Below are 25,804 nucleotides of genomic sequence, written 5' to 3' on the forward strand. Positions count from 1 at the left end.
CAGGTAAACGATGGCTAGAGAAATACAACGACGATTAGCAGATTTGCCTTCAGTGGATCGTTTATTAAAAACTCCTGAATTGCAAATATTAGAAAAGAAGTATTCTTACGGAGTAGTCAAACAACAGGTACAAAGTGTTTTAGAGCAAACTAGAAAAACTGTTTTAAAAGAAGAATTGTTACCTCCAGCGATTGAAGAACTCTGTATTCAAGTGATTGAAAAAGTGAAACAACGAACATATTCATTACAAAAAGTAATTAATGGGACAGGTACAATTCTGCATACAAATTTAGGACGTTCCTTACTTAGTAAGAAAATTGAGGAACAATTAAAGACAATAAGTTTTTCCTATTCAAATTTAGAAATGGATTTAACTAGTGGCAAGAGAGGTACTAGATACAATCATTTAACGCATATTCTAAAAAAACTTACTGGAGCAGAAGACGTCTTAGTGGTGAATAATAACGCAGCAGCTATTATGTTAATTCTTGATACTTTGGCTACTGATAAAGAAGTATTGGTTTCTCGAGGGGAACTTGTTGAAATAGGAGGGTCCTTTCGTATCCCAGAGGTAATTACCGAAACAGGTGGGAAAATTAGAGAAGTAGGGACAACCAATAAAACGCATATTAGAGATTACCAACAGGCTTTGACTTCTGAAACTGGAGCGATTTTAAAAGTCCATACCAGTAATTATCGAATCATTGGATTTACAGAAACTCCTTACTTATCAGAGTTAGCTCTCTTAGCACAAAAACATCAAGTCCCGTTAATCAATGATCTGGGTAGCGGTCTACTCATTGACATGCGACGCTTTGGCTTACCGTATGAACCGACTGTTCGAGAAGTAATCGAGCAAGGGTGTGATGTGGTCTCCTTTAGTGGAGATAAATTATTAGGCGGACCACAAGCCGGAATTATCGTAGGTAAAAAAACGTATATTCAGAGGATGAAAGAAAATCAACTACTGCGTGCATTAAGAGTCGATAAAATGACTCTAAGTGCATTAGAAGCAACTTTAGAACTTTATCTTGATGAATAAGAAGCCATTCGATCCTTGCCTACTTTGCAAATGCTATCGGATAAGATCGAAAATTGTTTGAATCGAGCCCAAATATTAGCTGAAAAGTTAAAAAAATCGAGCAACTCGAAGTCTCTATCGAAAAAGATTATAGTACGGTTGGTGGTGGAACGTATCCAGAAAGCTTATTACCTACCTATGCAGTAACAGTAAAAAGTAAGCAATGCCATGCGGAAGAACTGCAACGAAGACTAAGAAAAGGAATTGTTCCAGTGATTAGTCGGGTAAAAAATGAGCGAAACTATTTAGATATGCGCACGATTTTTGAAGAAGAACTTCATCAGGTGTTCGTCAGTTTAGAAAAGATTTTTTGTGAGGAAATAACATGAAATTAAAGAAAGAATTTGTGGTTGTTTCACACTGCATCTTGAATCAACATGCGGTGATACCTGGATGGGAGCGGGCTCGTGGTGCTTTTCCTTTGGCCATTTCTTTATTAAATCAAGGCGTTGCGTTGCTACAATTGCCTTGTCCTGAATTTTTGACCTTAGGAAAAGAGAGACCACCAATGACTTATCAAGAATATGTTGCTATACCAGGCTATCGTCAAAAATGTCAAAGTATGTTGCAACCAGTCATTCAACAAATCAAAGAGTACCAAGCGAATGATTATCGCTATTTGGGAATCATCGGGATCAATGAAAGTCCTAATTGTTCCATCTCAGCACAGCGAGGCGTACTAATGGAAGAGTATTTTGAATTATGTAAGAATCATGGGATTGTTAATCCTTATTTTGAAGTTCCAACTTGGTATACAGAAGAATCACAAGGCGATTTATATCAGAAATTAAAACTATTTTTAGAAGGAAAGTAAACGATGAATAATAAAATGAAAATATTGACTTTATGTGCAATGGCCGTTGTTTTAAATGTTGTTTTAGGTGAGGCTGTTTCACTAATGAAAATCCCCTTATTATTTTTAGATACGATGGGAACGATTTATATTTCAACCAATTTTGGTATGAGTTATGGGGTAATGACTGGGATTGCCACTAATTTATTAATGGGGATCATCAGTGGGCCGTTGGCTGTTCCTTTTGTATTCGTAAATATTGTTGTAGCAATTATCTGTTCTTTACTAGCGAAGAATGGATTTTCTTACAAAAAAGCGCTAATAGCAGGGGGACTATTAGCCGTTGTTTGTCCAATGATCGGTGCGCCGATCCGTTTAGCTTTATTTGGTGGTTTTACCGGTTCAGGAACGGACATCCTCATTTTTGCTTTCAAGGCTTCCGGTAAAGAAATGATCACTGCAACTTATTGGGCAACTGTTGCAGGAAATATTGTGGATAAGATGCTTTCTTGTTTACTCGTTGCTTGGTTTATGAAACGTTTACCGCAGCGTATCCTAGTAAAATAAAAAGAGAACGACTAACAGATATTAAAGCTAGTCTAGTCTTTTATAACTACAAACATTCTAGCATTTGATATTGATTGAACAAACGAAAAATGTTAGAATGTTTTTATTAGGGGAGTGGATGGGTTCTGGTGTTCCCTCTGGTCTTCAAAACCAGTATGAGGAGTTAAGAGCTTCTTGGGTAGGTTCGATTCCTACACATTCCCGCCAATTGAATACATACAAAGCTAAAAACATTGATACAGAGCCGTTCTGTTGATGTTTTTAGCTTTATTTTTTTGTCGCCACTGCATTTCCACTGCATTTGATTATTTTTCGAGGTAGTTCATTGCTTGATCACTGTTTTCATCAAGTGTAAGAAAGGAACATTCTGCTTCTCGCTTTTTATCAATGCCCATGTGATTGAAATCACATTTTAGTCTCGACATGGCTATTTTTCCATGCTATATTTAATTCGAAAAGAAGAAATTAAAATATAGATGTGCGCATCTACTACATAAAAAGACTTAATTATTAAGGATTTTTATCGTCTTTCTATTAATTCCCACATAGTTAAAGTTTTTATATGAATGCGCCGGAAAGGAATGAGAGCTTGATTTCATTTGAACACGTTTCAAAGTCTTTTGGAGGTACCATGATCCTAAATGATCTCAATTTATTTATACCAAAAGGTAAAATCTTTGGTATCATTGGACGAAGTGGTGCAGGAAAAAGTACAATGATTCGTTTAATAAACGGATTAGATCAACCAACAAAAGGTAATATATCTCTATCACAAGATGTGAAAAGCAGCACAATATTTCAACATTATGCCTTATTGCAGTCAAAAACTGTTGCTGATAACATTCGACTTGCTCTGAGATTTAGCAAAGTCAATAAGCAGGAATACGACAAAAGAATTGAAAACGTTTTACATTATGTATCAATGATAGAGAAAAAAAATACATATCCCTCCCATTTATCTGGTGGGCAGAAACAACGAGTGGGGATTGCTAGAGCGTTAGTAACGGAGCCTTCGCTTTTATTATGCGACGAAATTACTAGCGCTCTTGATCCAACCGCTAAAAAAAGTATTTTAAATTTGTTAAAAAAAGTGAATGAGGAACTAGGAACCACCATCATTTTGGTCACCCATGAAATGGAGGCGATAAAAGAAATTTGTGATGAAGTGGCTGTCATTGATTCAGGAAAAGTTATTGAACAGGCAACAACCAAAAAAATGTTTTTAAGCCCTCAAAGCAATTTAGTTCGTGAATTTTTAGCAGATATGATTTATCCTAAGTATCCAAAAAAAGAATCGATTTCCTTTAATTATGTCCTTTACTTCCTGATGAATGCCACAAATTATGCTCGTTTTCAAGAAAGTAAAATGGAGGGGACGGTCTATGATATCAAAACCATACATATTAGCGGAGAACGTTTTTTTGCGATGTATTTTCTAACAAATAAAATTCCTGATAATGAATTTATTGACCAACTAATTAGTTATGAGAAGGTGACCGTTGATGTTTGAAATACTTTCATCAGAGATCATTCTCAAAGCAACTTATGAATCGATTTATATGGTCAGTATTTCTTTGGTGTTCGCTATCGGCTTAGGAGTTCCTTTAGGCATACTATTAGCAGAGACCAGAAAACAAGGTGTTTTAGCTAATTCTCTTATGTACACGGTGTTACAGACGCTTATCAACATCTTGCGTTCAGTGCCATTTATCATTTTATTGGTGGCTATTTTGCCTTTTACTCGCTTAGTTGTTGGAACTTCCATTGGAACAACTGCTGCTATTGTCCCTTTAACGTTATATATTGTTCCCTTTATGGGCCGTTTAATCGAGCAAGCCATTCTAGAAATCCCTCCTACAATTATCGAATGTGCCAAAACTTTAGGGGCAAACCGATTGGAAATCATTCTTTACTTTATTCTACCTGAAGCTCGACCGGCGATTATTTTAGCCATTACTAATTCAATGATTGGACTAATTAATGCCTCTTCTATGGCGGGAACTGTTGGTGGAGGAGGAATCGGGGATTTAGCTATTTCCCAAGGCTATCAACGATTTAATAGTGGGATGATTGTTGTAACGGTAGTTATCTTAATTGTTTTAATAAACAGTATCCAATTTCTGGGAAATTATCTTTATCATAAAATTAAATATTAAGGAGTAAACTTCATGAAAAAAATAATGACTATAGTCTGTCTGTTCGTATTGGTTCTCATTGGGGGTGGTTGTCATTCAAAAGATCAATCATCACACGCTCAGAAAAAACATGAAATTGTCATGGGGGTAACTGGAGGACCGTATAACGATTTATTTGATGATGCGATTGCACCTATATTAGAATCGGAAGGATATACGATTAAACGAATTGAATTTTCTCAATTTATCCAATCAAATACTGCCTTAGGTGAAGGAAAGATTGATGTAAATGTTGCTCAACACTCCGCTTATATGAATGTTTTCAATAAGGAGAATGGGACTGATTTAGTTCCTTTAGTTGCTACACCCTCTGTTCCGTGTAATTTGTACTCTTCCAAATATACAAGTAAAGAAGAGGTGAAAAAAGGAATGATGATTGGGATTCCCCAAGATCCGAGTAATGCAGCACGAGCCTATGCAGTTCTTGCTAAAGCTGGTTTTATTCAAGTGGATAAACAAGTGAAAAGTACCGACTTGACTGCAAAAGCAATCACAAATAACCCCTATCAGTTAAATATCAAAGAGATGGACACGAACACTTTACCACACGTGTTGGATGACCTTGATTTTGAAGTCATACCTGGAAGCACAGTTGAAGATGCAGGAATTCGACAACAACTTCATTTGATCGAGCTAGAAAAAATGGTGCCTGAATTACAAATCGTAGCTGCTGTGACAAAAGAAAATGAAAAAACGGATTGGGCAAAAGCGATTAAGAAAGCCTACCAATCAGAAAAATTTCGTACATATATCAATAGTCATAATAAAGATAATTACTGGATCATACCTGACATTTCTGAAACTGAGAATAGCAGTCAATAAAGATATTACATATTAGCAATTGAAAGGAAGCGTTGCGTTTTTACTTAAAACACGTTTTGCTTGTTCGTAGAAGCGGAGACAATTTTTTTCTTATTTTGATTTTTTAGACAAGACTGATTACTTTTTTAGTCTTGTCTTTTTTTGCTATTTAATGATTGATTTGTTCAAAAATGACAGAACAACTTTACTTGTGTATACTTAAATTAAAGTGATTTTTATTCAAGAAAGGAAATAAATTTTATGAAAACTAATGTTATTTTTTGTGGGCTGTTTTCTTTACTATTGTTAGCAGGGTGTCAATCGAATCAGGCTACACCAGAATCAACGCCAGCGCCAGCGACTACGTCAACAAGTACTGGTCAACAAACAACTTCTTCAACCGAAGCATCAAATCAAACAATGAATTCTGGGACGAATGCAACAAAAGAGATCAAAGTATCTGCACAAAAAGCGATTGAGTTGTTTCAAAAAGAATATCCAAATGCAGCGATTACCAGTTTAGAATTAGATAGTAGTTGGGGAAGTTTCTTCTATAAAATCGATGGTGTTGATGATCAAAATGAATACGAAATGAAGATCAATGCAGCAAACGAAGAAATTCAAAAACAAAATCCTGAGCGTTTAGATCAAGATGAACAAAATGGACAGAAGAAACAAGAAGATGCTTTGGACACAAGTAAACTTCTAAGTATTGAAGAAGCAGCAAAGATCGCTGAAAAACAAGCGGGTGGGGGAACAGCCACTGACTGGGATCTTAGTAAGGAACTTGGTACCACTTACTGGGAAGTGAAAGTGAAAAACGGGAATAAGAGTACTCAAGTAAAACTCAATAGTCAAACAGGAGAAGTTTTAGCAACTGAAAATGATGATTAATTGTCTTGATCCTATTTGCTTTTGCTTGACTTGATGATAAACTAGAAAAAATGATTCATCAAAGGAGAGAATGACTTGACCTTAGAAACGACTTTTTTTAATCATACTTTTGCTAACCCTTTTATGAATGCCTCCGGTGTTCATTGCATGACAACGACAGAACTAGTTGAATTGGAACAATCCAATGCTGGCGCTTTTATCACAAAGAGTTGTACACTGAATGAACGTGCTGGAAATCCAGAACCTCGTTATTTCGATGTACCTCTTGGAAGTATTAATTCCATGGGATTACCTAATCGTGGATTTGATTATTACTTAGATTATGCATTGAACTATGAAAAACAGCAGACACAACCGCTCTTTTTCTCTATTGCAGGTATGAGTGCAGCAGAAAATTTGGAAATGTTGACAATGATTGAAAAGAGTGACTTTCAAGGAATCACTGAATTGAATCTTTCTTGTCCCAATGTTCCTGGCAAACCACAGTTAGCCTATGATTTTGAGGCGACGGAAGATTTATTGCAACAAGTTTTTGCCCGTTTCACCAAACCATTAGGAATCAAATTGCCCCCATATTTTGATTTGGCGCATTTTGATCAAATGGCTGAAATTTTGAATCAATTTCCTTTAACTTATGTAAATTCTATTAATAGTATCGGCAATGGTTTGTATATCGATACTCAAAAAGAAGCAGTCGTGATCAAACCTAAAGAGGGTTTCGGTGGACTTGGTGGAGAATATGTGAAACCAACCGCTTTAGCGAATGTCCGTGCTTTTTATACTCGCTTGAAACCAGAGATCAAAATTATTGGTACTGGAGGCATTCGAAATGGACAGGATGCTTTTGAACATTTATTATGTGGAGCAACTATGCTACAAATCGGTACCGAACTTCACAAAGAAGGACCGAAAATTTTTGATCGGATCACGAAAGAACTCGAACAGATCATGACAGAAAAAGGGTATCGAACCATCGATGAATTTAGAGGGAAACTAAAAACGATCTAATCGTTAACGATTCTCTAAGTGATGAAATAAAAGACAACAATAAAAAATAAGCCAAAGAATCCAAACATAGTTTCTCTTATTTTGGAAATCTTTGGCTTATTTTTATGCAATCCGGTGGTTTTAGAATAATAACTGGTGGTTAGCTTTTAGTCTATTCGTTGGTTTGCCATGAATAGTACCTTAGCTATTAGGATACAATAGGTGTATATAATTACTGATAATAGCACCACCGTTTCTAACATGAAGCGTAATCATTCTTTTTGTTTGTTGAATAGAAATATGAGAAAATGGCACAAAGGTATGACAAATAAAAGGAGGGATTTACTTGAAAGATGGCATGGAGATCGTGAAGGGTCTAAAAAAGAAGCAGTTCAGTTACAAGGAATTAGTCAAAGAGGTTAGCCAAAAAGTAGCAAAATTAAATCCAGAATTAAATGCGTTCGTTACTTTTGAAACAGATCAACCGATTAAAGATGAGGCACCAATTCTAAAGGATGAACAGCCTTTAAGCGGCTTACCGTTCCCGTTGAAAATGTTAGGACAGGAAAAGCAAGGTTGGTTAGCTACATCAGGCTCAAAGCTTTTTCAAACTCATCGCTCATCTAGAAATTCAAATTTTGTTTCGCAAGTTGAAAAAATTGGTCTTATCCCACTTGGACAAACAAATGCGCCAGAGTTTGGATTTAAAAATATCACCGACCCACAACTTTATGGTCCAGCTAAAAATCCTTGGAATCTTGCGCATTCGCCAGGTGGTTCAAGTGGTGGGGCAGCAGCCGTTGTTGCTTCTGGCATTTTACCGATCGCTGGTGCTAGTGACGGTGGAGGATCAATTCGCATACCTGCTTCCTTTTGTGGTCTGATTGGCTTAAAACCTTCACGAGGAACGATGCCAGTTGGTCCTCATGCTTGGCGAGGTTGGCAAGGAGCAGCGATTGATTTTGGTTTGACCATTTCTATGAGAGACACCAAAGCTTTATTTGCAGGACTGCGAAGTATCCATTCAGGAGCGCCTTATCAAGTTTCGCCAGCGGAATGGCAAGAGCATCCACCAAAAAAACGGTTGAAAATCGCTGTTTGCACAGAATCACCGATCCACACAAAAATCAGCGATGAAGCACGACAAGCAGTGACCAATGCGGTGACATTTTTAGCACAAGAAGGCCATGAAATCATTGAAATCAATTACCCTCTTGATGGAAGAGCCTTGATTCAGTCTTATTATCAAATGAATGGAGCAGAAACAGCTAGTATGATTCACTCGATTGAATCTGGATTAGGACGACCGGTTGCTCAAAATGAACTTGAACCGATTTCCTGGGTCCTGCTAGAGTATGGGAAGAAGGTTTCTGCAGCGAACTATATCCAGTCGCTTCATGTTTGGGATCATGCAGCAATCACAATGGAAGAACTATTTCAAACTGTTGATCTTTTTCTTTCGCCGACAACAGCATTTACTGCTCCAGAAATTTCCACTGATCTTCAAAGCGATGAAATTCGGGCAAAAATGGCTGGAATCAACGAATGCAACGAACAAGAAAGTTTAGCAGTTATTTCTGAAATGTTTGAGGAAAGTTTAAAGATCACGCCTTACACCCAACTGGCAAATTTGACGGGACAACCAGCAATCAGTTTACCCACACATATCAGTGAGGAAGGTCTGCCTTTGGGTATCCAATTCATGGCTGCCAGAGGACGAGAAGACTTGCTCTTTCAAATTGGCGAAATCTTTGAAAATCATCAAAAATTCTATTTACCGCCAAGTTATCAATAATAGTCAGTTGAAGAAAAGCAGTTGGGACTAAGAAAACTTTAGACTCAACTGTTTTTTATCTGGCTGTCAGCTACCTCGTGACGATGTTTTGTCCCATTCATTTAGCCGAATCAAAGTGAATAAAAACTAATTCTAAATATTTTTAAGGAAACGATTCAAATAATAATTAACGATAGATTTTTTGTTGGATCTAAGGTAGAATGGGTAGGCGAAAATATGTTCGGAGGTGGAGGGATTGAAAACTCCTTTAACGATCGAGATGGAAACTTCTCTTTATCAATACTGTATCGAACAAGGGGGCATTGTCGTAGAAGAGGTGACCATGCCTGACGACCATGGTATCGTGGATACGTTAAGTTGTCTCACAAAGTTTGATGGTACAAGAGAGTGGCGTTGCTATGAGTTGAAAGTATCAAAAGCGGACTTTCGTTCCACTGCAAAATTATCGTTTGTCGGGAATTACAATTATTTTGTATTACCTCAAACACTTTTTGATGAAGTCAAAGCTGAAATCCCCACTGGTATCGGTGTTTTAGTTTATCGACCTTACGGGATAGCAGAAGAGATGCCAGCTTCTGGCACATTCATTATTGCTAAAAAAGCAATGAAGCAACCGTTAGCAGTGGCAGAAGAGGCGCTGCTCAACCGTTTTATGGCTTCATTATTTAGAGAAGTAAGAAAAGCCAAACAAATGGAACGAGGCGTCAAATATTTTCCAACTGATCAGTTGTATAAAGAATTAAAAAAACGTTCAGATTCTCAAGATCCATTTGCCAAAGAGCGTTATTATGAACGATTTATTGAGGAAACAGAAAATCAAGCGATCCAAGATTTACAAGCAGAAATCAACGCTTTACAGCAAGATTATGAGAATCTGCGACAAAAGCAGCAAGTTAGACGCTTGCCAACAGAGCCATTGGAGTGAATAAGTATGTACTATCCTTATTTGAGAGGGAAACAGTTTGATCTTTTAGCATTAAAAGAAATGATTCAACAGAATCTATTATCTAAAAAGGTGGTTCCCATCATCGAACCAGTTCGTGATTCAGCTACCTTTAAAAACGTTGTCGAGTTATTCCAAAAAGTAAATCACCCGCTGATCATCATCGATAATCCCCAAGTGGGTCAGTTCAAACTTTTTGATGAACATTTACATTTATGGGAAGAAAAAGAAAATAGTTCCATTCAACATGCAATGATCATCACGTCCGATAATTACCAACAGATCATGGAGCAACCACCTAAATTGATCATTTTTGATGGACAACATCAGCCGCGTGATCCAAAAATATGGAAAGAACTTTCAAAAATGGATACTCATTTTTTGTTACCAGACCATAGTCGGTTCCATATCTGGTTACCAGAAAACAAAATCATCATAAAAGAAGCCTTTAAACCAAGAAAACACGAAGAAGATTATAGCGAAAAAATAGATGATTTTTTTAGCGACGACTATTTGTTTTTTAAAGAAGAGGGGAATCATGGCTTTTCAGATTTTACGATTGAAGGAAGTCGCTATTTTGATAAAGGCTTTCCTAGTCGGGCATTGGCACTTCATCTGACCTATGTTGATGCATATGGTAATCTCAGAGTAAAACATTTTATTTCTGATACGAACGATTCAGCTAAGGATCAAGCACTAAAGTTTTTTGAAGCTGTTGAAAAAATGCAACAGTGGGTATTGAGGAACCAAGATCAACTGTTGATTACAACGGGTATATTAGCCCTGCTTTCTTTGAAACAACAAAAAAATTTCCTGGTTTAGGTGTATTGAAAAAATGGACATTGGTCCATCATTTAGAACTGCTCAGTTTATTATTAGATCAGCCGACTAATTGGTTACGCATGTATTCTAAAATAGAGGAACTACATTCGCTGATTTGTGGTATTGGACATACAGAACGACAAAAATTGGTTTGATTCCCCTCACTAGTTTATGTTTTGAAGCTAGTGAGAGATTTTTTTGCTAATCAATCCTGTTTATCAAAATAAGATCATTCTTTGAGCATTTTTATTTGTCGCTTAAATTGGTTTTTGGTGGCTTCTAACCCTTCATTATTTGCTAAAACAATGAGGTTTGGTCGTTTTTTTAACTCATCTAATTTCTTCGTGTCTTGCTCAAAAAGAGCGAGCCTTTTTTTGATTTGATCCGGAGCATCTCCACGTTGTTCTAAACGCTGCTTCAATTTGTTTTTAGCGATAGTCACAAATACTGGTTGGATCTGTTCCCCAAATGCATGGAAGAGTGCCCAAAAACCAGCAGCTGTTAAAATTGTATAACAATCACCATTTTTCAACTTTTGAGCAATCTCCCTCTTAGTTGAACCATATTTATGTCCCGCATATTCATCCCATTCCACAAATGCCTGTTCAGTGATCAACTGCTCAAATTTGTCTTCAGAGAGAAAATAGTAATCTTTTTGATCGGTTTCACCTTTTCGAGGAGGACGAGTCGTCGAAGTGACAATTTTTTCTTTTGGTTCAAAAAGAGCATTAGCAATGGAGGTTTTTCCTGAACCAGAAGGACCAATAAATACATAACATTTGTTCATCATGAATCTCCTTCAAATCTTTATTTCCTTTATTAAACGATACACGAGAAAGTTTCTTTTAGCAATTGTTCTTTTCGCATAGATATTCCAGGTGGACGACAATAAATTTTGTCTTATAAAAAACACTCTCTTGAGTCTTTAGAAAATCGTCTAAAGAGCAAAGAGAGTGTTTTAAATATACAATTCAATTAAATTTAATCATTTAGACTAATAAACCAGTGACGATCGCACTTAAAAAGCTGACTAATGTGGCAGTCAATAAGATTTTTAATCCATGTTTCGCAACTAAGTTTCCTTTTTCTTCATTTAGACCTTTCATAGCACCCGAAATGATTCCAATGGAAGAGAAGTTAGCAAAAGATACTAAAAAGACAGATAAAATAGCTGTTGTACGTTCAGTAAAATGCAGGTTCCCAGTGGCTAGTTCTGTCATCGCAACAAATTCATTTGTCACAAGTTTCGTCGCCATGATACTACCCGCATCCACAGCTTCTTTCCAAGGAATCCCGCTGATAAATGCTAGTGGAGCAAAGATATAACCAAGAATTTCTTGGAAAGAGATCCCAAAGATTCCACTAAAAATGGCATTGATCATAGCAATAAGAGCAACGAATCCAATCAACATAGCAGCAACTGTAATCGCTACATGAAAGCCGTCAAGAATATATTCTCCAAGCATTTGGAAGAAAGTTTGTTCTTTGTTTTCTTCAATGATCAACTCATCTTCTTTTTCTTCTAATTCATAGGGATTAACGATGGAGGCCAAGATATACCCACCGAATAAGTTCAATACCAGCGCAGTAATTACATATTTAGAATCGATCAACGCCATATAAGAACCTACGATCGACATCGAAACAGTCGACATGGCAGAAACGCTCATGGTAAATAAACGTTTTTCAGATAAGAAAGGCAATTCTTTTTTATTGAAATAAAAACTTCAGATTGACCTAGTATTGCTGAAGCAACACCGTTGTAAGATTCTAATTTCCCCATACCATTGATTTTACTTAAACCCAATCCAACTGCCTTCATGAATAATGGCAAGATCTTGATATAACGCAAAATCCCGATGATTGCAGAAATAAAAACAATCGGCATCAAAACATTTAAGAAAAACGGCGCACTGCCTTTATTGGCTACCCCAGCAAAAACAAAATTGACTCCTTCACCTGCAAACGCTAGTAAATGATCGAATACTTTCGCTAACATGGAAACGACTGCTGTACCAAAAGTCGTTCGTAACAAAATAAAACCAAAAATAAATTGCAATACGATCATCAATAGTAAAGGTTTTACTTTGATGGCTTTCTTGTTGGTACTAATCAAAAAAGCAAGGCTAAAAATAAAAAGTAATCCAATAATTCCTAAAATCTGACTCAAACTATCACTCCTAATCAAAATTCCGTTTAATTTTACACGTTTTATCGTTAAAATACTAATTTTTTGCTAAGATTATCATCGCTTTTTTAGACTGAAACGCATACATTTCAATTGAAACGGATACAACAAAATAAAACTCTTAAAAGATTATCAGTTGCACTTTTTCAGGTGCAATTTAAATAAAATCTTTTAAGAGTTTATTCAGCTATTTGTTCATAAAGAAACAATGCTTATTGATAAAATAAATTTTCCGATGGATAGAAGGGAGCACTTGTGATATCAATACCTAATTGTTTCAACGTTTGTTCATCATTTTTATTGACGATGACTGTCGAGTGAGCTTGAGCACCATCTAATTCAGCAAGTTTGTCATAAGCTACTTGAGCGATAGGGTTGGTTACCGCACTGATCGAAAGAGCAATCAGTACTTCATTTAGGCTCAATGTATCAACGGAAGAATGCAGTGCGGCAGACTTCATCCCTTGAATCCGTTCTAGAACAAGCGGCGACAACAATGGAATATTATCTGAGATATGTGCTAAATGTTTGATCGCATTTAAAATGACGGCAGCAGAAGCATTCATTAAAGAACTGGTGCGTCCTGTAATGATCACTTCATCGGGTAATTGGATCGCGATCACCGCAGAAGGATCGTTGCTGTCATTTTGAACAGTTTTTGCATACTCATGAGCAGGCAATACCACTTGACGGTCTTCAGGTTGAAGACCTACTTCTTCCATGATCAATTTAATTCGATTTACTGCTTCCTCATCAATCAATCCTTTTTTGAAATCACACTCTGTTTGGAAATAGCGGCGGATGATTTCTTGTCGAGAAGCTTCTTGCACAACTTCATCATCAACGATTCCGAATCCCACACGATTCACACCCATATCGGTAGGGGATTGATAGATTGATTCTTTACCAGTGATTTTTTCAATGATCCGTTTGATTACTGGAAAGGTTTCAACATCTCGATTATAGTTTACAGCAACCTTGCCATAGGCATCATAATGGAAGGAATCGATCATATTGACATCTTTTAAATCCACAGTGGCAGCTTCATAGGCAATGTTTAGTGGATGTTTCAATGGGACATTCCAAACAGGGAAGGTCTCAAATTTTGAATAACCTGCTGATTGTCCTTTTTGGCTTTCATGATAAAGCTGATTCAAACATGTTGCTAGTTTGCCACTACCAGGTCCAGGAGCAGTAACAACAACGATTGGCTTACTGGTCTCAATATATTCATTTTTGCCAAAGCCGTTTTCAGAAACGATTTTTTCAACATTAATTGGATAATCTTCAATTTCTGAATGTTTGTAGACTTTGATATTACGTCTTTCTAATTTATTGACGAAGACATTCGTAGCTGGCTGACCATTGTAACGAGTAATGACGACACTATTGATAGATAATCCGTAGCCACGCATTTCGTCGATCAAGCGTAAAATATCCATGTCATAAGTGATACCATAATCCCCACGAATTTTATTACGTTCAATGTCTCCAGCGTAGACGCAAATCAAGATTTCTGCTTGATCTTTTAATTTTTGTAACAATTTGATTTTTGCATCTTCTTCAAAGCCAGGCAAAACACGTTTGGCATGCTTATCATCGACCAATTTGCCTCCAAATTCTAAATATAATTTGTCATAGTGATTCACTCGTTCAAGGATATATGCTGATTGTTCTTCGATATATTTCTCTGAATCAAAACCGATTTTTTTCACGAGATTCCCTCCTTAAGTACTAAAGCATTTTTTCATTTTTTTTGATTTTCGTCAACTAGTAACTAACACCGGATTAAAACAACAGATAAAATCTCAAATCTGGCTTGTTTCATCTTAAATTCATTGGTATGATAGTTTTGGTAAGGAAGGTGTCACATGAAAAAAAGACAGAAAAAGAAAAACGCATATAAACAATATATCCGTTCGATTTTTACCGGTTATGAAAAAATGCTCGAAAATACTGATTTAGAAGAGATGAAGTTTACTTATTTGAATGAAGAAACACTATTATCTCGTGATGAAAATCAGCGCATTCACTTCACAACCAGAGATCTGCCTCAAAAATAAGAAAATTACTGAGTGAAAAAGAGTGGGGGGATCTGTAGTAACCCCCAAAAGTTAGAATCTAACTTTTGGAGGTCGCTTCAATCCTCTTTCCACTCTTTTGTTTTACTCTCGATACGTAAGATTATTCAATAGTGAAAGTACAATAATCAGACCTTATCAAAACGGTGGATAATCAATGAATATTGATTAAAAGATACATAGAGGAGGAAGCCCTTTGTAACATTTTTTTCTATAAAATGGTACTATTAAATTATCAATTCAATAGTAAGTAAACTCAACCTATTGTGCTTCTGTCCAAGAAAGTGGATAACTGTGAGGAGGTAATCAAAATGAAAGAAACACCACAAGAAAATAACGAAGAAATCATCATTCAGCAAGAAGATGACACTACTTTTTTTGATATCAAAGAAAAAGCTAGCACGAATCTATCTCAACTGTTAGAGGATTTACAAGCATTTGAAAGAGCTGTTCGTGAAGAAAACATTCCAGAAATCTATCAACTGTATAATGGTCATTTAAATGAGGAATTGAAAAAAAGTTCGAATGAAAACCATGAAATCGATCAGCTATTAATGCGGAAAATTCATGATCGCTTTATTCAAGAATTTCCATTTATGGAGCTAGTCGAAAAGATTTCTCCTACGATGAGTTATTACAAGATCGGTACGTATTATCACGAAAGGCCAACAATTGGCATCGATGCTAGTCTACCGGAAATTTTCGTTTTGCCCCAAATTGACGAAGAGTGGGGCACCTATGCAAACCAGGAACCGGATGACTACAGTCAACAAATTAACGAACTTGATGCTAAAGTCATCACTGCAAAAGCCGAGATTGATCGTCTGGATGAAGAATTAAAAGAAGTGGATCGCCAAATCTCTGATCTGGATGACACTAAAGGATTCTTAAATCGTAAAAAAATTGATGAAGAAATCCAAGAACTAAAAAACAAAAACAAGCATTATCGAATGAAAAATTAGGCTGGATGCCTTATCTTGAAGCACCTGAAAAAATCCAAAATCAAAAAGCTGCTTTACTTAACGAAGCAAAAGCGAATCAATTACGTGCAGCGATCGTTGAAAAAGAACAACGACAAATCAATCGCTACTTCGGTGGGATAGAAGGGTTCAGTCAAGCCATCCATCATTTCCTAATGAATTACTTAGGAAATGTTGACCCACATAAAAACCCAGAAGTATCGATGCAAGAGGGAGGGGTAGAGTAATGAATGAGCATGAAGAGTTAGAAAAAAATGAAGAGCTGGAAGCACAATCGTTAGCAGAAACGACTGTGACGGAAGAAGCAATAGAAACAGATCCTGAAAACTCCAGCAATCACTCTGCTTCTGAAGATGATTTGCTTGATGAAAATGAACAGGTCACTTCTGAACAATTAGAGGCAATTGAATCCAGTCATCCGCATGAAGCGAGGGAAAATCAAGTCTATTTAGAAACAAAAGAAAAAGACCATCAAGACATTGTTCTTTTGATTGAAACAGCAGAGGCAGAATTAGCGGATTTACGCTTACGGAAATATCTACTTGAATCGGACTTTTCACAATTATTAGATGCTTTTGAACGCTATATCTTAAAAGCAGAACCTATTTCTCCGATTGGTAAGACAAGTTTGATCGAATACTTTACTTATGAGTTGCTAAAACCTTTAAATGATATTGGGTTGAAATTCTCTAATACCACTTATGATACTTGGGAAACACGACATTTTTCGATCAACTATCGTTTGAATGATTCCAATCAATTAGTATTTTCTTTTGTTCTTCCGACGATTGATCAACGATACCAAGTGGAATCACTCAACTTATTGGAAGTTTCACCAGAAACGATGGAAATCACGGTTCAGGATGACCGTGTGTTATCTTTGATTCGTTATTGGTCTGTTGAACGGGTATTCTCTGCTGGTCAACTGACTATTTTCAATCATAAGTTCAACCAAATATTAGCTCATGCACGTCACTTAGGTTTTTTAGTCAAGCAAACTTTACTAGATAACACCCAACCGTTACATCTGAATCTTCAAAGTCAATTTGAATTGACTGACCAGGTACTAGATGACATCTTTATCGTAGCGATGAAAAATCCTCAATATGATTTTGAAAAAATTGGAGAAGAAAAATACCAAGTTCTATTAGATAAAGGACAATCCATGATCATTTCCAAAAATCAGAAAAACCAAACAATGCTTGAAGTTTCTTCTGGGGAGTACCATCGATCAGTGATTGATTTCTTTATCAATTACGAATTTTTGGTTCCTTTGATGGTTCGAAAGGCTTAGACAGGATATAAACGTGTGGCAATCCTTAGAGAGATTGTCGCATGTTTTTTGTTCCGTCTGCAGGCAATAGATCACACGGTTCTTCCGAGAGATAGTTAACTGAGAAACTGTTGAGAAGAAAAGAAAGAAGGAAATAAGATGGAAAATTTTAAAAAGAGCGGGATGTTCTCTGTGATTGCTGCATTAGGTGCGAATATTTTAGTTGCAATCAGTAAATTTGTCGGTTATGCCATTAGTGGAAGTGCGGCAATGCTGAATGAAAGTATTCATAGTATCGTCGATTGCAGCAACCAAATTCTATTGCTTTTTGGGGATAAACGAGCGAATAGAGGGCAAAGCGAGTTACACCAATTTGGCGAAGGAAGAGCAAAATATTTTTTTAGCACAATTGTGGCAACCATGCTCTTTTTTGGTGGGGGAGCTTTGGGAGTCATGGAAGCTTTTGAAAAATTGACCCATCCTGCGCATGAAGTTGATAACTCATTGATCGTTATCATTATTTTAATTTTTGGATTAGCCATTGAAGGAACGTCATTACGTATCGCTATGAAAGAAATCCATGAGTTGAATACCGAAAAATTATCATTGATGAAATTTTTGAGAGAAAGTCGTCACAGTGAAATTTTGATCATCTTTACTGAAGATTTTTGTGCCGTGATCGGACTCATTCTTGCTTTATTAGGAACAGTCTTGACGATGGTAACAGGAATTGCGGCGTTTGATGCGATTAGCGGCCTATTGATCGGATTATTGTTGATGGGAGCTGCCATTTTCTTAGCAAAAGAATTTTATAGTTTGATTGTTGGTGAAAGTGTGACAACGAGTGACTTGATTAAAATCAAGCAAGCCTTTGAGCGTCCGGAAGTCTCTCGTTTGATCGATGTAAAGACCGTTCATCTGAGCCCAACTGAGGTATTGGTAGCTGCTAAAATTGATATCTTTGATCACCCAGAGAATGAATCGTATGCAATCATCAATAACATTGAAGAAACGATTCGTCAGTCTTTAAATGATAAAAAAGTTTATATTTATATTGAAACTGATAAATATGACCCTAATTATCGAAGATGACCATGCTGATTCTTCAGCAAAAAATGCTTTTATGTTGCATAAAAATAACTTGTTTATGATTTAAAATTTCAATATTCAAGCTTAAAATGAGAAAAATATAATATTGTTTTTAGATAAAACGGCTACAATTTCGTTTTTTTATGTTACAATGAGTCCGCTGTTTATTTGTTGTAATTGAAGGAGACATTTTGATGAATAAAAAGAAAAGTGCGCCATGGCTTCAGGCTTTGCACGCAGTAATGCCACTTTGCTTAAGTTATATACCAGTTGGGTTAGCTTGTGGTGTCTTATTGCAAAAAGTGGGTTTTGATCCAATCTTAACCGGTCTGTTGTCCATATTAGTATTTTCGGGTGGAGCGCAATTTTTAGTTGCTTCGATGCTAACAACTCAAGCATCTTTTGCAACGACACTTTTGATGGTATTTTTCTTGGAATTACGTTACACATTGTTAGGGTCGAGTCTTTCAGGTTTTATGAAGAAAGAAAAGAGACTATTCTTGGCGGTATTTTCACAATCGTTAAATGATGAAAATTATGCGGTTAATTATCTTAAATATTCAACTGATCCTACATGGAATAAGCGTAAAGCTTTATATGTAAATTGGTTTTCGATGGCTTCTTGGACAGGTAGTAACATGATTGGAAACATGTTTGGTTCTGTTATCCATGTAGATGCTGATCTCGTTCACTTTGCACTGACTGCGATGTTTATCTTCATGTTTGTCATGCAAATGAAAAATAAGCTGCTCATTTTTACAGGATTGTTTTCTGGTGTATTAGGCGTTACTTTCATGGTCATGTTCCAAAATACATTAGGTTTAATTGCTGCGACGGTGATCGCCTCTTTTGCAGGGTTTGCTTTAGAGAAAGCTTTCAAAAAAAGAGAAGGCAAAAAAATTAAAACGATTAAAAAACCGTGGCAAACATGTCAATGAACCACTATTCAACTTCCCAGAACAGGAGAGTCAACATCATGACTAAGACGTATCTTATTCTTTTAGTACTTAGTTTATTCGTGGTGGCTTATGTGCCACGACTATTCCCGATGCTCTATTTTACCCATCGGAAAGTCCCTTCATGGTTTAGTGAATGGATGAAATATGTGCCTGTTGCGCTATTCGCAGCTTTAGCATTCAAGGATGTCTTTATTACCCATGAACATTTAGCCATTGCTTGGAATATCAAAATCTTAGCTATGGTTCTCGTAGTTGGCGTGGCGTATAAAACTCATTCTATGGCATTATCAGTAGTAACTGGACTTGCTTCGGTATTTTTGCTGTCGATGTTTTAAACAGTTCCAAAATTTTGCCTTCTCTTAGTTTTAGAGAATGGCTTTTTTTTTGCCTTTTTTATTAAAATTTTAAGGATGATTTGTCCTTCTTTGAATTTTTGCTATAATGGGAAAGGTATTGATTTAAATATAGATAGTTGAGGAAAATTTAATGAATAAAAAATTGATGCAAGGAACATTTTGGTTAACCTTTGCTAATTTGCTTTGTAAGGTATTAGGTGTTGTTTACTTGATCCCATGGCTAAGTATGATGGGGAACAATCAAGAAGGAATGTTAGCGACCACTTTATACAATGTAGGTTATTTACCTTATGGCTTGTTCCTGATGCTGGGAACAGTTGGGTTTCCTAATGCGATTGCTAAAAAAGTCGCTGTAGCAACGAAAGAAAATGATGAACAGGGCTGTCGAACGATTTTTCGCAGTACCATCAATATCATGTTTGTCATTGGGATCATTTCTGCTGTGCTGATGTATCTTTTTGCCCCGATGCTTGCAGGAATCAGCCCAATTGCAAATGTAAATAATGGGATCTTAGCAATTCGTAGTTTGTGTCCGTCATTGATCGCCATTCCAGTTCTTAGTGCAATGAGAGGTTATTTTCAAGGGAAAAACAATCTGAGACCTTATGGGACCTCACTAATCATTGAACAAGCGGTTCGTGTCCTGGTCATTTTAGCAGGAACGTTTTATTTACGCGTCTTGACCGATGGAACGATTTTAGAAGCTGTTCTGATCAGTACAGTGGCATCCTTCTTTGGTGGGTTAGCAGCAATTATCCATATGTATTTCGTTGGAATAAAAAATGATTATTTCAAATTAAAAGATTTCTTGATCTCTAGTCGTTATTTCAAGCATGAAAATCGGGCAGAGTCGGTATCGATCATTCGTGAAACTTTACCTTTCATCTTTGTGGGATCTGTTATTACCATCGTGCAAATGATTGACCAAGTGACGATGAAGCCGTTGTTGCATTTTTTCAGACCTGAAATCACGAATCAACAATTGGAATTTTTATTTAGTCGAGCGTCAGTTAATCCCAACAAGTTGACATTGATCTTGATTTCTATGGTTGGTACAGTCGCAATCAGCAGTTTGCCGATTTTAAGTACTTTGAGAAAAAAAGATCGTTTGCAAATTGAAAAGACAGTAGGAGATAGTTTTTCAATTGCTGTCTTGATTTTACTTCCTTCTCTTGCGGGGATGTCATTATTGGCGGGTCCATTGTATACCTTATTTTTTGGATATGATCCTGATAGTGTCGGCTATTTCCAATTTGCCTTACTCGCTTCATTATTCTTTTCATTGTTCACGATTCTTTCGACGATGTTACAATCACTTAGCCATCATATGATTGCGATTCGGCTGACCGTTGAAGCGATTATTTTGAAAATTGTCTTTCAAGTGATTGGATTAGCACTATTTGGCGGTTATGGTATGAGTTTTTCAAACACAATGGCTTTTGCGATCGTGTTTATCAGAGGTTATTTCTATATGTGTAAAGAGTATCGAATCGCACCTCTAGCTAAAATCAGATTTTTCTTTCTTAAAACATTCCGCTCAACCTTGTTGATGCTGGTTCTTTGTTCGATTGTATTTATCCTATTGAACCTCCAATTGACGATGACGTCGAAAGCCCATGCTGTTGTTTATTGTGTTGGCCTTGGTGGAATAGGTGGGCTGACATTTCTCTTTGCTCAATTTGGCAGAAATGGGCTCCAATTACTTAAAAACTTCCAGCATCGGCATCACTCAACCAAAAATTAGGAACAACATCCAGTTCATGATAATTTTTTAAAGCTACAGAAAGTGAGAGGGACGTGATTATTTCTCTCACTTTTTGAGTGAGAGGTTCAAATGTCATCTTTCTTATGATATAGTTAAATAGACTGGTAAAATTCTTTGAAATGAGGAAATTAAATAAATGAAACTTGCAGTAGTTACTTACAGTACGGCTTATTTGCCTGAACGAATCCAAAATCATCCTGATTTGTTCGTTATTCCGATCCCTGTCATTTTGGATGGGAAAATCTACAATGAAGGAATAGACATAGAAGCTGACGAATACTATGGGCTTCTAAATAAAAGCAAAGACTTCCCGACCACTTCACAACCTGCAGTTGGAGAAGTACTGGCGCTTTACGAAGAACTGAAAAGAAAAGGATACGATACCATCTTAAGTATCCATTTATCCTCTGGGATCTCCGGCTTTGTCAACACATTACATGCTATGAAAAACGACATTGATGGTGTAAAAATCGTTCCTTATGATTCTAAGATCACGAGTATGCCAATGGGTCACATGGTAGAAGCTGCTCTAGATTTAAATCAAAAAGGTCAATCTCTTGAAGAAATTATCGCACATATCGATCGTATTCGAGATAATACGTATGCTTATCTCATCGTGGATGACTTGAACAACTTAGTACGCGGTGGACGCTTGACTAATGGGGCTGCATTGATAGGTGGATTGCTTAAAATCAAACCGATTTTGACTTTTTCAGAAGGAAAAATCGTTTTATTTGAAAAAATCCGTTCAAGTAAAAAAGCTTTCGCTCGTGCCGAAAAAGTCATCGGCATGCGAAATGAGGAAATTGCACCACCTGTTAAACTTTATGTGATTCATGCAAATAATTTGGAAGTTGCCATACAAGAAAAAGAAAAATTACAAAAGCAATACCCGCATGCTGACATTGAGATTGGTCATTTTGGTCCAGTGATTGGTAGTCACTTAGGAGAAAAAGCAATCGGGCTTGCCATCTCTGCGCAATAATTTAGATTATTCAATTCAATGCAAGCATCGTCTCTCATTCATTGGGATACGATGCTTTTTTGCATTTTTTCTATATAAGGCGTATAATCCTTAAAAGTTTAGTAAATGAGTAAATCACTAGGTTAGTAATTTACTAAAAGAGAAAGGATGGATTTAGATGGAAATCCCAACAAATTTAAAACACAAACCTGTTATTGTCGTTGAAGACTATGATCAAGTTGATGGTAGAAATGCTTTGCATACGGATGCTAAAGGACTATCTTTAGGGTTAGCACAATGGAATGATCGTGGAAAAGTTGATATTTCAGGCAAGGTATGGCGCCATACGGGTGAAAAATGGTCACGCCAATCGGAAGAACTACCAATCACTCGGATCTTAGATCTAGCAATTTTAGCTGCGCAAGGGAGTTTGTATTTTCAAGATGCGTATCGCTATGAAAAATTTTATGATCCTGAAAATCCAGTTGTCGATATTATTGGACTTCAAGGAAATCGAATGACGGTTGAAGTGGATACCAAAAATCCTAAGATCGATGAAGATATTATGCTCTATTATGACACGTTACAAAAAGATGGCGAATTGATCGGAGAACGTTTCCGAATTTTGAAACGTCTATTAGATGATTTAGGGTATTAAGGAAAAAAGGAGTGAGGTACATTGGAAGATTTCTCACTGACAAAAGACCGTCAATTTTCAAGTGTTGAAAAACAAATGATTTGGCAAAAGCCAACGAGTCATCGAACCAGTCAAGAAGAACAAAGAATCGCAGCTGAAATCTTTGAAAACTGGAATGATCCTGAAATGAAGATCAGTAACATCTTGCTTGAAGGGGATGCTGGGTCAGGAAAAACGCAACTGGCTAAAGCTCTTTCGGCTGATTTACAACTTCCTTATACGAAAATAACTTGTTTTGCGGATATGGATAAATCAGATGTCTTTGGTGCGCTATTGCCTATTGTTGAGTCTGACGTAGATGAAGATCAAGAATTGATTGATGCAATCAACCAAACAGAGACTTTAGAGGCTGTCTTACGGTTAATCAAACATCATTATAATCTTAGTACAGAAATGGCTAAATCCAAACTGGCTGATTTCATCAAGCGGATGGAACAAAATGAAAATAGTAACGTTCGCTATAAATATTATCCCTCTGAAATTGTTCGTGCGATCGAAAAGGGGTATTTGTTAGAAATCCAGGAGCCAACGGTGATCCGTGATGCTTCCGTATTAGTTGCTTTAAATTCCGCTCTTGAGCCAAATGGATTATTGAATTTACCCACGGGTGTCGTCGTCCGTCATCCAGATTGCGTCATCATCATCACAACCAATCGGAACTACCAAGGTAATCGTCCGTTGAATGAATCTTTGAGAGATCGGATGCAACATGCTGAGAAGATGGATTTACCTTCACTTGAAGTGATGGCTGAGCGAGCCTTAGGTAAGACAAAGATTCAACAACCTGAACTGCTCTTGAAATTAGCGGAGATCATTCGTTTATTAGATGATACTGCCAAAGCGAATGCCATCAAGGGAGTGGCTGGTATGCGTTCTTACTTTTATTGGGCAAATACTTGGAAACAAGGGCAAGATCTTTTCCAATCGATTTATCCTAAAGTTCTCTATAAATTGACCACTGTTCCAGAAGAATTGGAGATATTAACCCAAGCATTAGAACAAAGTGGGCTTCTTGAAGAACTTCGTGAATTATTACGGCAAATAAAGTGGGGACGTCTTTCAGAAGAAGCTTCAAGAAATCGAGGCAGAATCCTTAACGATGAAGAAGCTGATGAACGTAATATCGATCAACTAGCAGAAGAAACGTTGTCTTTAATGGAAAATGAGTCGCCTGAGATCGAAGAAGAAACTCCACCAGTGGAGAATGCTGAGATTGAAGAGGAAAAAAAGGCAGAGTCTTTTTCATTTGAACAAGAACGAAGTCAAGAAGTTTCAGGTCAGGGGCAACAGGAGCAACAAGCAGAAGATAATTCAGAAAAAATGTCTGCCTCTGATATGGAGGCTTACGACAAAGAAATCAAACGTGAGTTAACGAAAGAAGCACGACAAATAATGAAGGGGACGATGCACGAAAAAGAAGGACTGATCGTTCATCGACCAAAATTTGAACTCAAAGCACAAGAAGCAGAACAAATCAGACAACAAGTTTTACCGATCGTTGAAACATTAAGCCGTCAAATTTTAGATTTGTTGGAAAATGATGAATCAACGACTTATCAAAAAGGAAAATATGAAGGACAACGGTTCAATGCGAGTCGTGTGGCCTATAATGACCTAGGTTATTTTGATAAGAAAAATCCACCCCACGAACAACCTTCATTGGCAGTGGCTTTAAGGATTGATGAATCTGGTTCAATGATTCGAGATGAACGAATCGAAGCAGCAAAAAAAGCAGCGATCGCCATCGCAGAATTTGCTAAACGTGTAAATATTCCTTTAATGATTTATGGAGATACAGCAGATGTCTCAACGAGAGAAAAGACCTCAATTTTTTCTTATAAAGAATTTAGTGATGATTTCCAATGGTTAGATGAAAAGTTAGTGACGATGAAACCACGACAAAACAATCGTGATGGTGCCAGTCTGAGACTAATCGCTAACAAACTAAGCCAAGAATCTGCCACGACTAAATTGTTGATCTCGATTAGTGATGGCCAGCCTAAAGCTTTGCCAGACTATACTGGGAAGAAGGCAAGGGAAGATATCCAAAGCGTTCTGTCTGAATATGACCGTCAAGGCGTCATCTTTGTGGCTGCTGCGATTGGACAGGATCAAAAAGAAATCAAAGAGATATATGGGGAAAATCGTTTCATTGATATGACAGACATCAACGAGTTACCACAGCAATTGATCCAATTGATTGCTCGCTATTTGTAAATAGCTGAAAATAGCTGGAGTCACGTATAAGTCCATTCATCGACTAAGAGAGATTGTGACAGAAGTTCCTAGCTCTGAGAACAAGCCGAAGAATTCGAAAATAGTTCCTATTTTTGGATTTTCGGCTTGTTTTTTTGTTAGAGCGACTGCTGGAACAACGGGAAGAGGTTATGAACGCATTGTAGCGAATGGTTAAACACCATTTAGTTTATCTATCAGACTCTTTTTGATCGTTAATCGACTGTTAAATCCTGACATTCTGCAAACCAGATAACGAAACAAAAAAGGAAACTGTTAAAGAGAAAACGATGTTATCGGTAACATCAACAAAAAATAGTGGCATTGTTTTATAATAGA

General features: G+C 36.8%; 21 protein-coding genes, 1 tRNA gene and 4 pseudogenes. 23 read left to right on the top strand and 3 right to left on the bottom strand.

Annotated features, from left to right (window positions below):
- Positions 1-10 precede the first annotated feature (10 nt).
- The 13 genes and pseudogenes from selA (at position 11) to EHR_RS10915 (ending at position 11,033) form a co-directional block, all read left to right on the top strand.
- Positions 11-1,042 (top strand): L-seryl-tRNA(Sec) selenium transferase, encoded by a 1,032-nt coding sequence (gene selA / locus EHR_RS10865; RefSeq protein WP_010737595.1) that lies wholly within the window; start codon positions 11-13, stop codon positions 1,040-1,042.
- A gap of 116 nt (positions 1,043-1,158) precedes the next feature.
- Entirely contained in the window at positions 1,159-1,410 is a 252-nt protein-coding gene (locus EHR_RS14710; RefSeq protein ID WP_338009842.1) for a hypothetical protein, read from the top strand.
- A complete protein-coding gene (locus tag EHR_RS10870) occupies positions 1,407-1,895 on the top strand; it encodes a CD3072 family TudS-related putative desulfidase (protein ID WP_010737593.1) in 489 nt (162 codons plus the stop codon). The genes EHR_RS14710 and EHR_RS10870 overlap by 4 nt, the downstream gene beginning before the upstream one ends.
- A 3-nt stretch (positions 1,896-1,898) precedes the next feature.
- A complete protein-coding gene (locus tag EHR_RS10875) occupies positions 1,899-2,441 on the top strand; it encodes a CD3073 family putative ECF transporter S component (protein ID WP_010737592.1) in 543 nt (180 codons plus the stop codon).
- Positions 2,442-2,551: 110 nt separating this feature from the next.
- Positions 2,552-2,648 (top strand) — tRNA-Sec (locus EHR_RS14120).
- Positions 2,649-3,030: 382 nt separating this feature from the next.
- A complete protein-coding gene (locus tag EHR_RS10880; RefSeq protein ID WP_025480495.1) occupies positions 3,031-3,951 on the top strand; it encodes a methionine ABC transporter ATP-binding protein in 921 nt (306 codons plus the stop codon).
- Complete coding sequence (locus tag EHR_RS10885) at positions 3,944-4,597, top strand: methionine ABC transporter permease (protein ID WP_010719143.1); 654 nt, start codon at positions 3,944-3,946, stop codon at positions 4,595-4,597. Before EHR_RS10880 ends, EHR_RS10885 begins: the two co-directional genes overlap by 8 nt.
- Positions 4,598-4,609: 12 nt before the next feature.
- The gene (locus EHR_RS10890; RefSeq protein ID WP_010737590.1) at positions 4,610-5,458 is read left to right on the top strand and encodes a MetQ/NlpA family ABC transporter substrate-binding protein; all 849 of its coding nucleotides are present in this window, start codon (positions 4,610-4,612) and stop codon (positions 5,456-5,458) included.
- A gap of 240 nt (positions 5,459-5,698) precedes the next feature.
- Positions 5,699-6,331, top strand: a complete 633-nt coding sequence (locus tag EHR_RS10895; RefSeq protein WP_010737589.1) for a PepSY domain-containing protein — start codon at positions 5,699-5,701, stop codon at positions 6,329-6,331.
- Positions 6,332-6,406: 75 nt separating this feature from the next.
- Entirely contained in the window at positions 6,407-7,339 is a 933-nt protein-coding gene (locus tag EHR_RS10900; RefSeq protein ID WP_010737588.1) for a dihydroorotate oxidase, read from the top strand.
- Between the two features lie 325 nt (positions 7,340-7,664).
- Positions 7,665-9,113: an amidase gene (locus EHR_RS10905; RefSeq protein ID WP_010737587.1), complete on the top strand. Its 1,449-nt coding sequence runs from the start codon at positions 7,665-7,667 to the stop codon at positions 9,111-9,113.
- Positions 9,114-9,348: 235 nt separating this feature from the next.
- The gene (locus tag EHR_RS10910) at positions 9,349-10,038 is read left to right on the top strand and encodes a hypothetical protein (RefSeq protein WP_010737586.1); all 690 of its coding nucleotides are present in this window, start codon (positions 9,349-9,351) and stop codon (positions 10,036-10,038) included.
- 6 nt (positions 10,039-10,044) lie between these two features.
- Positions 10,045-11,033 (top strand): annotated as a pseudogene (locus tag EHR_RS10915) (sce7725 family protein).
- Positions 11,034-11,107: 74 nt separating this feature from the next.
- On the opposite strand, the gene EHR_RS10920 reads toward EHR_RS10915, so the two are convergent.
- The 3 genes and pseudogenes from EHR_RS10920 to EHR_RS10930 form a co-directional block, all read right to left on the bottom strand.
- Complete coding sequence (locus EHR_RS10920) at positions 11,108-11,665, bottom strand: guanylate kinase (protein WP_010737584.1); 558 nt, start codon at positions 11,663-11,665, stop codon at positions 11,108-11,110.
- A gap of 202 nt (positions 11,666-11,867) precedes the next feature.
- A pseudogene (locus EHR_RS10925) lies at positions 11,868-13,048 on the bottom strand (NupC/NupG family nucleoside CNT transporter).
- A gap of 230 nt (positions 13,049-13,278) precedes the next feature.
- Positions 13,279-14,781 carry a DUF1846 domain-containing protein gene (locus EHR_RS10930; protein WP_010737583.1) on the bottom strand — a complete coding sequence of 501 codons (1,503 nt, stop codon included), beginning with the start codon at positions 14,779-14,781 and terminating at the stop codon, positions 13,279-13,281.
- A 156-nt stretch (positions 14,782-14,937) separates the two neighbouring features.
- On the opposite strand from EHR_RS10930, the gene EHR_RS10935 reads away from it, so the two are divergent.
- The 10 genes and pseudogenes from EHR_RS10935 (at position 14,938) to EHR_RS10980 (ending at position 25,447) form a co-directional block, all read left to right on the top strand.
- Positions 14,938-15,129 (top strand): hypothetical protein, encoded by a 192-nt coding sequence (locus tag EHR_RS10935; RefSeq protein WP_010719153.1) that lies wholly within the window; start codon positions 14,938-14,940, stop codon positions 15,127-15,129.
- Positions 15,130-15,458: 329 nt separating this feature from the next.
- Positions 15,459-16,354: pseudogene (locus EHR_RS10940) on the top strand (viral A-type inclusion protein).
- On the top strand, positions 16,354-17,421 hold the full coding sequence (locus EHR_RS10945) for a hypothetical protein (RefSeq protein WP_010737581.1): 1,068 nt from the start codon (positions 16,354-16,356) through the stop codon (positions 17,419-17,421). The pseudogene EHR_RS10940 and the gene EHR_RS10945 overlap by 1 nt, the downstream one beginning before the upstream one ends.
- 138 nt (positions 17,422-17,559) lie before the next feature.
- Positions 17,560-18,492, top strand: a complete 933-nt coding sequence (locus EHR_RS10950; RefSeq protein WP_010737580.1) for a cation diffusion facilitator family transporter — start codon at positions 17,560-17,562, stop codon at positions 18,490-18,492.
- A gap of 191 nt (positions 18,493-18,683) precedes the next feature.
- Positions 18,684-19,473: pseudogene (locus EHR_RS10955) on the top strand (AzlC family ABC transporter permease).
- A complete protein-coding gene (locus EHR_RS10960; protein ID WP_010737579.1) occupies positions 19,466-19,783 on the top strand; it encodes an AzlD domain-containing protein in 318 nt (105 codons plus the stop codon). The pseudogene EHR_RS10955 and the gene EHR_RS10960 overlap by 8 nt, the downstream one beginning before the upstream one ends.
- Before the next feature lie 151 nt (positions 19,784-19,934).
- Positions 19,935-21,548, top strand: coding sequence for a polysaccharide biosynthesis protein (locus EHR_RS10965; protein ID WP_010737578.1), 1,614 nt, complete (start codon positions 19,935-19,937; stop codon positions 21,546-21,548).
- A gap of 157 nt (positions 21,549-21,705) precedes the next feature.
- Complete coding sequence (locus EHR_RS10970; RefSeq protein WP_010737577.1) at positions 21,706-22,554, top strand: DegV family protein; 849 nt, start codon at positions 21,706-21,708, stop codon at positions 22,552-22,554.
- A gap of 157 nt (positions 22,555-22,711) precedes the next feature.
- Positions 22,712-23,191 (top strand): DUF6530 family protein, encoded by a 480-nt coding sequence (locus EHR_RS10975; protein ID WP_010719161.1) that lies wholly within the window; start codon positions 22,712-22,714, stop codon positions 23,189-23,191.
- Between the two features lie 21 nt (positions 23,192-23,212).
- Positions 23,213-25,447, top strand: coding sequence for an AAA family ATPase (locus EHR_RS10980; protein ID WP_010737576.1), 2,235 nt, complete (start codon positions 23,213-23,215; stop codon positions 25,445-25,447).
- The last annotated feature ends 357 nt before the right edge of the window (positions 25,448-25,804 follow it).

Origin of the sequence: Enterococcus hirae ATCC 9790 (assembly GCF_000271405.2) — a bacterium.
Classification (GTDB): domain Bacteria; phylum Bacillota; class Bacilli; order Lactobacillales; family Enterococcaceae; genus Enterococcus_B; species Enterococcus_B hirae.

What these genes read in the sequence shown, in the direction of transcription:
- EHR_RS10950 (WP_010737580.1), top strand. Translation starts at nt 17,560, where the DNA reads ATGGAAAATTTTAAAAAGAGCGGGATGTTCTCTGTGATTGCTGCATTA.
- EHR_RS10960 (WP_010737579.1), top strand. Translation starts at nt 19,466, where the DNA reads ATGACTAAGACGTATCTTATTCTTTTAGTACTTAGTTTATTCGTGGTG.
- EHR_RS10945 (WP_010737581.1), top strand. Translation starts at nt 16,354, where the DNA reads ATGAATGAGCATGAAGAGTTAGAAAAAAATGAAGAGCTGGAAGCACAA.
- selA (WP_010737595.1), top strand. Translation starts at nt 11, where the DNA reads ATGGCTAGAGAAATACAACGACGATTAGCAGATTTGCCTTCAGTGGAT.
- EHR_RS10885 (WP_010719143.1), top strand. Translation starts at nt 3,944, where the DNA reads ATGTTTGAAATACTTTCATCAGAGATCATTCTCAAAGCAACTTATGAA.
- EHR_RS10895 (WP_010737589.1), top strand. Translation starts at nt 5,699, where the DNA reads ATGAAAACTAATGTTATTTTTTGTGGGCTGTTTTCTTTACTATTGTTA.
- EHR_RS10920 (WP_010737584.1), bottom strand. Translation starts at nt 11,665, where the DNA reads ATGAACAAATGTTATGTATTTATTGGTCCTTCTGGTTCAGGAAAAACC.
- EHR_RS10935 (WP_010719153.1), top strand. Translation starts at nt 14,938, where the DNA reads ATGAAAAAAAGACAGAAAAAGAAAAACGCATATAAACAATATATCCGT.
- EHR_RS10875 (WP_010737592.1), top strand. Translation starts at nt 1,899, where the DNA reads ATGAATAATAAAATGAAAATATTGACTTTATGTGCAATGGCCGTTGTT.
- EHR_RS10870 (WP_010737593.1), top strand. Translation starts at nt 1,407, where the DNA reads ATGAAATTAAAGAAAGAATTTGTGGTTGTTTCACACTGCATCTTGAAT.
- EHR_RS10970 (WP_010737577.1), top strand. Translation starts at nt 21,706, where the DNA reads ATGAAACTTGCAGTAGTTACTTACAGTACGGCTTATTTGCCTGAACGA.
- EHR_RS10975 (WP_010719161.1), top strand. Translation starts at nt 22,712, where the DNA reads ATGGAAATCCCAACAAATTTAAAACACAAACCTGTTATTGTCGTTGAA.
- EHR_RS10965 (WP_010737578.1), top strand. Translation starts at nt 19,935, where the DNA reads ATGAATAAAAAATTGATGCAAGGAACATTTTGGTTAACCTTTGCTAAT.
- EHR_RS10890 (WP_010737590.1), top strand. Translation starts at nt 4,610, where the DNA reads ATGAAAAAAATAATGACTATAGTCTGTCTGTTCGTATTGGTTCTCATT.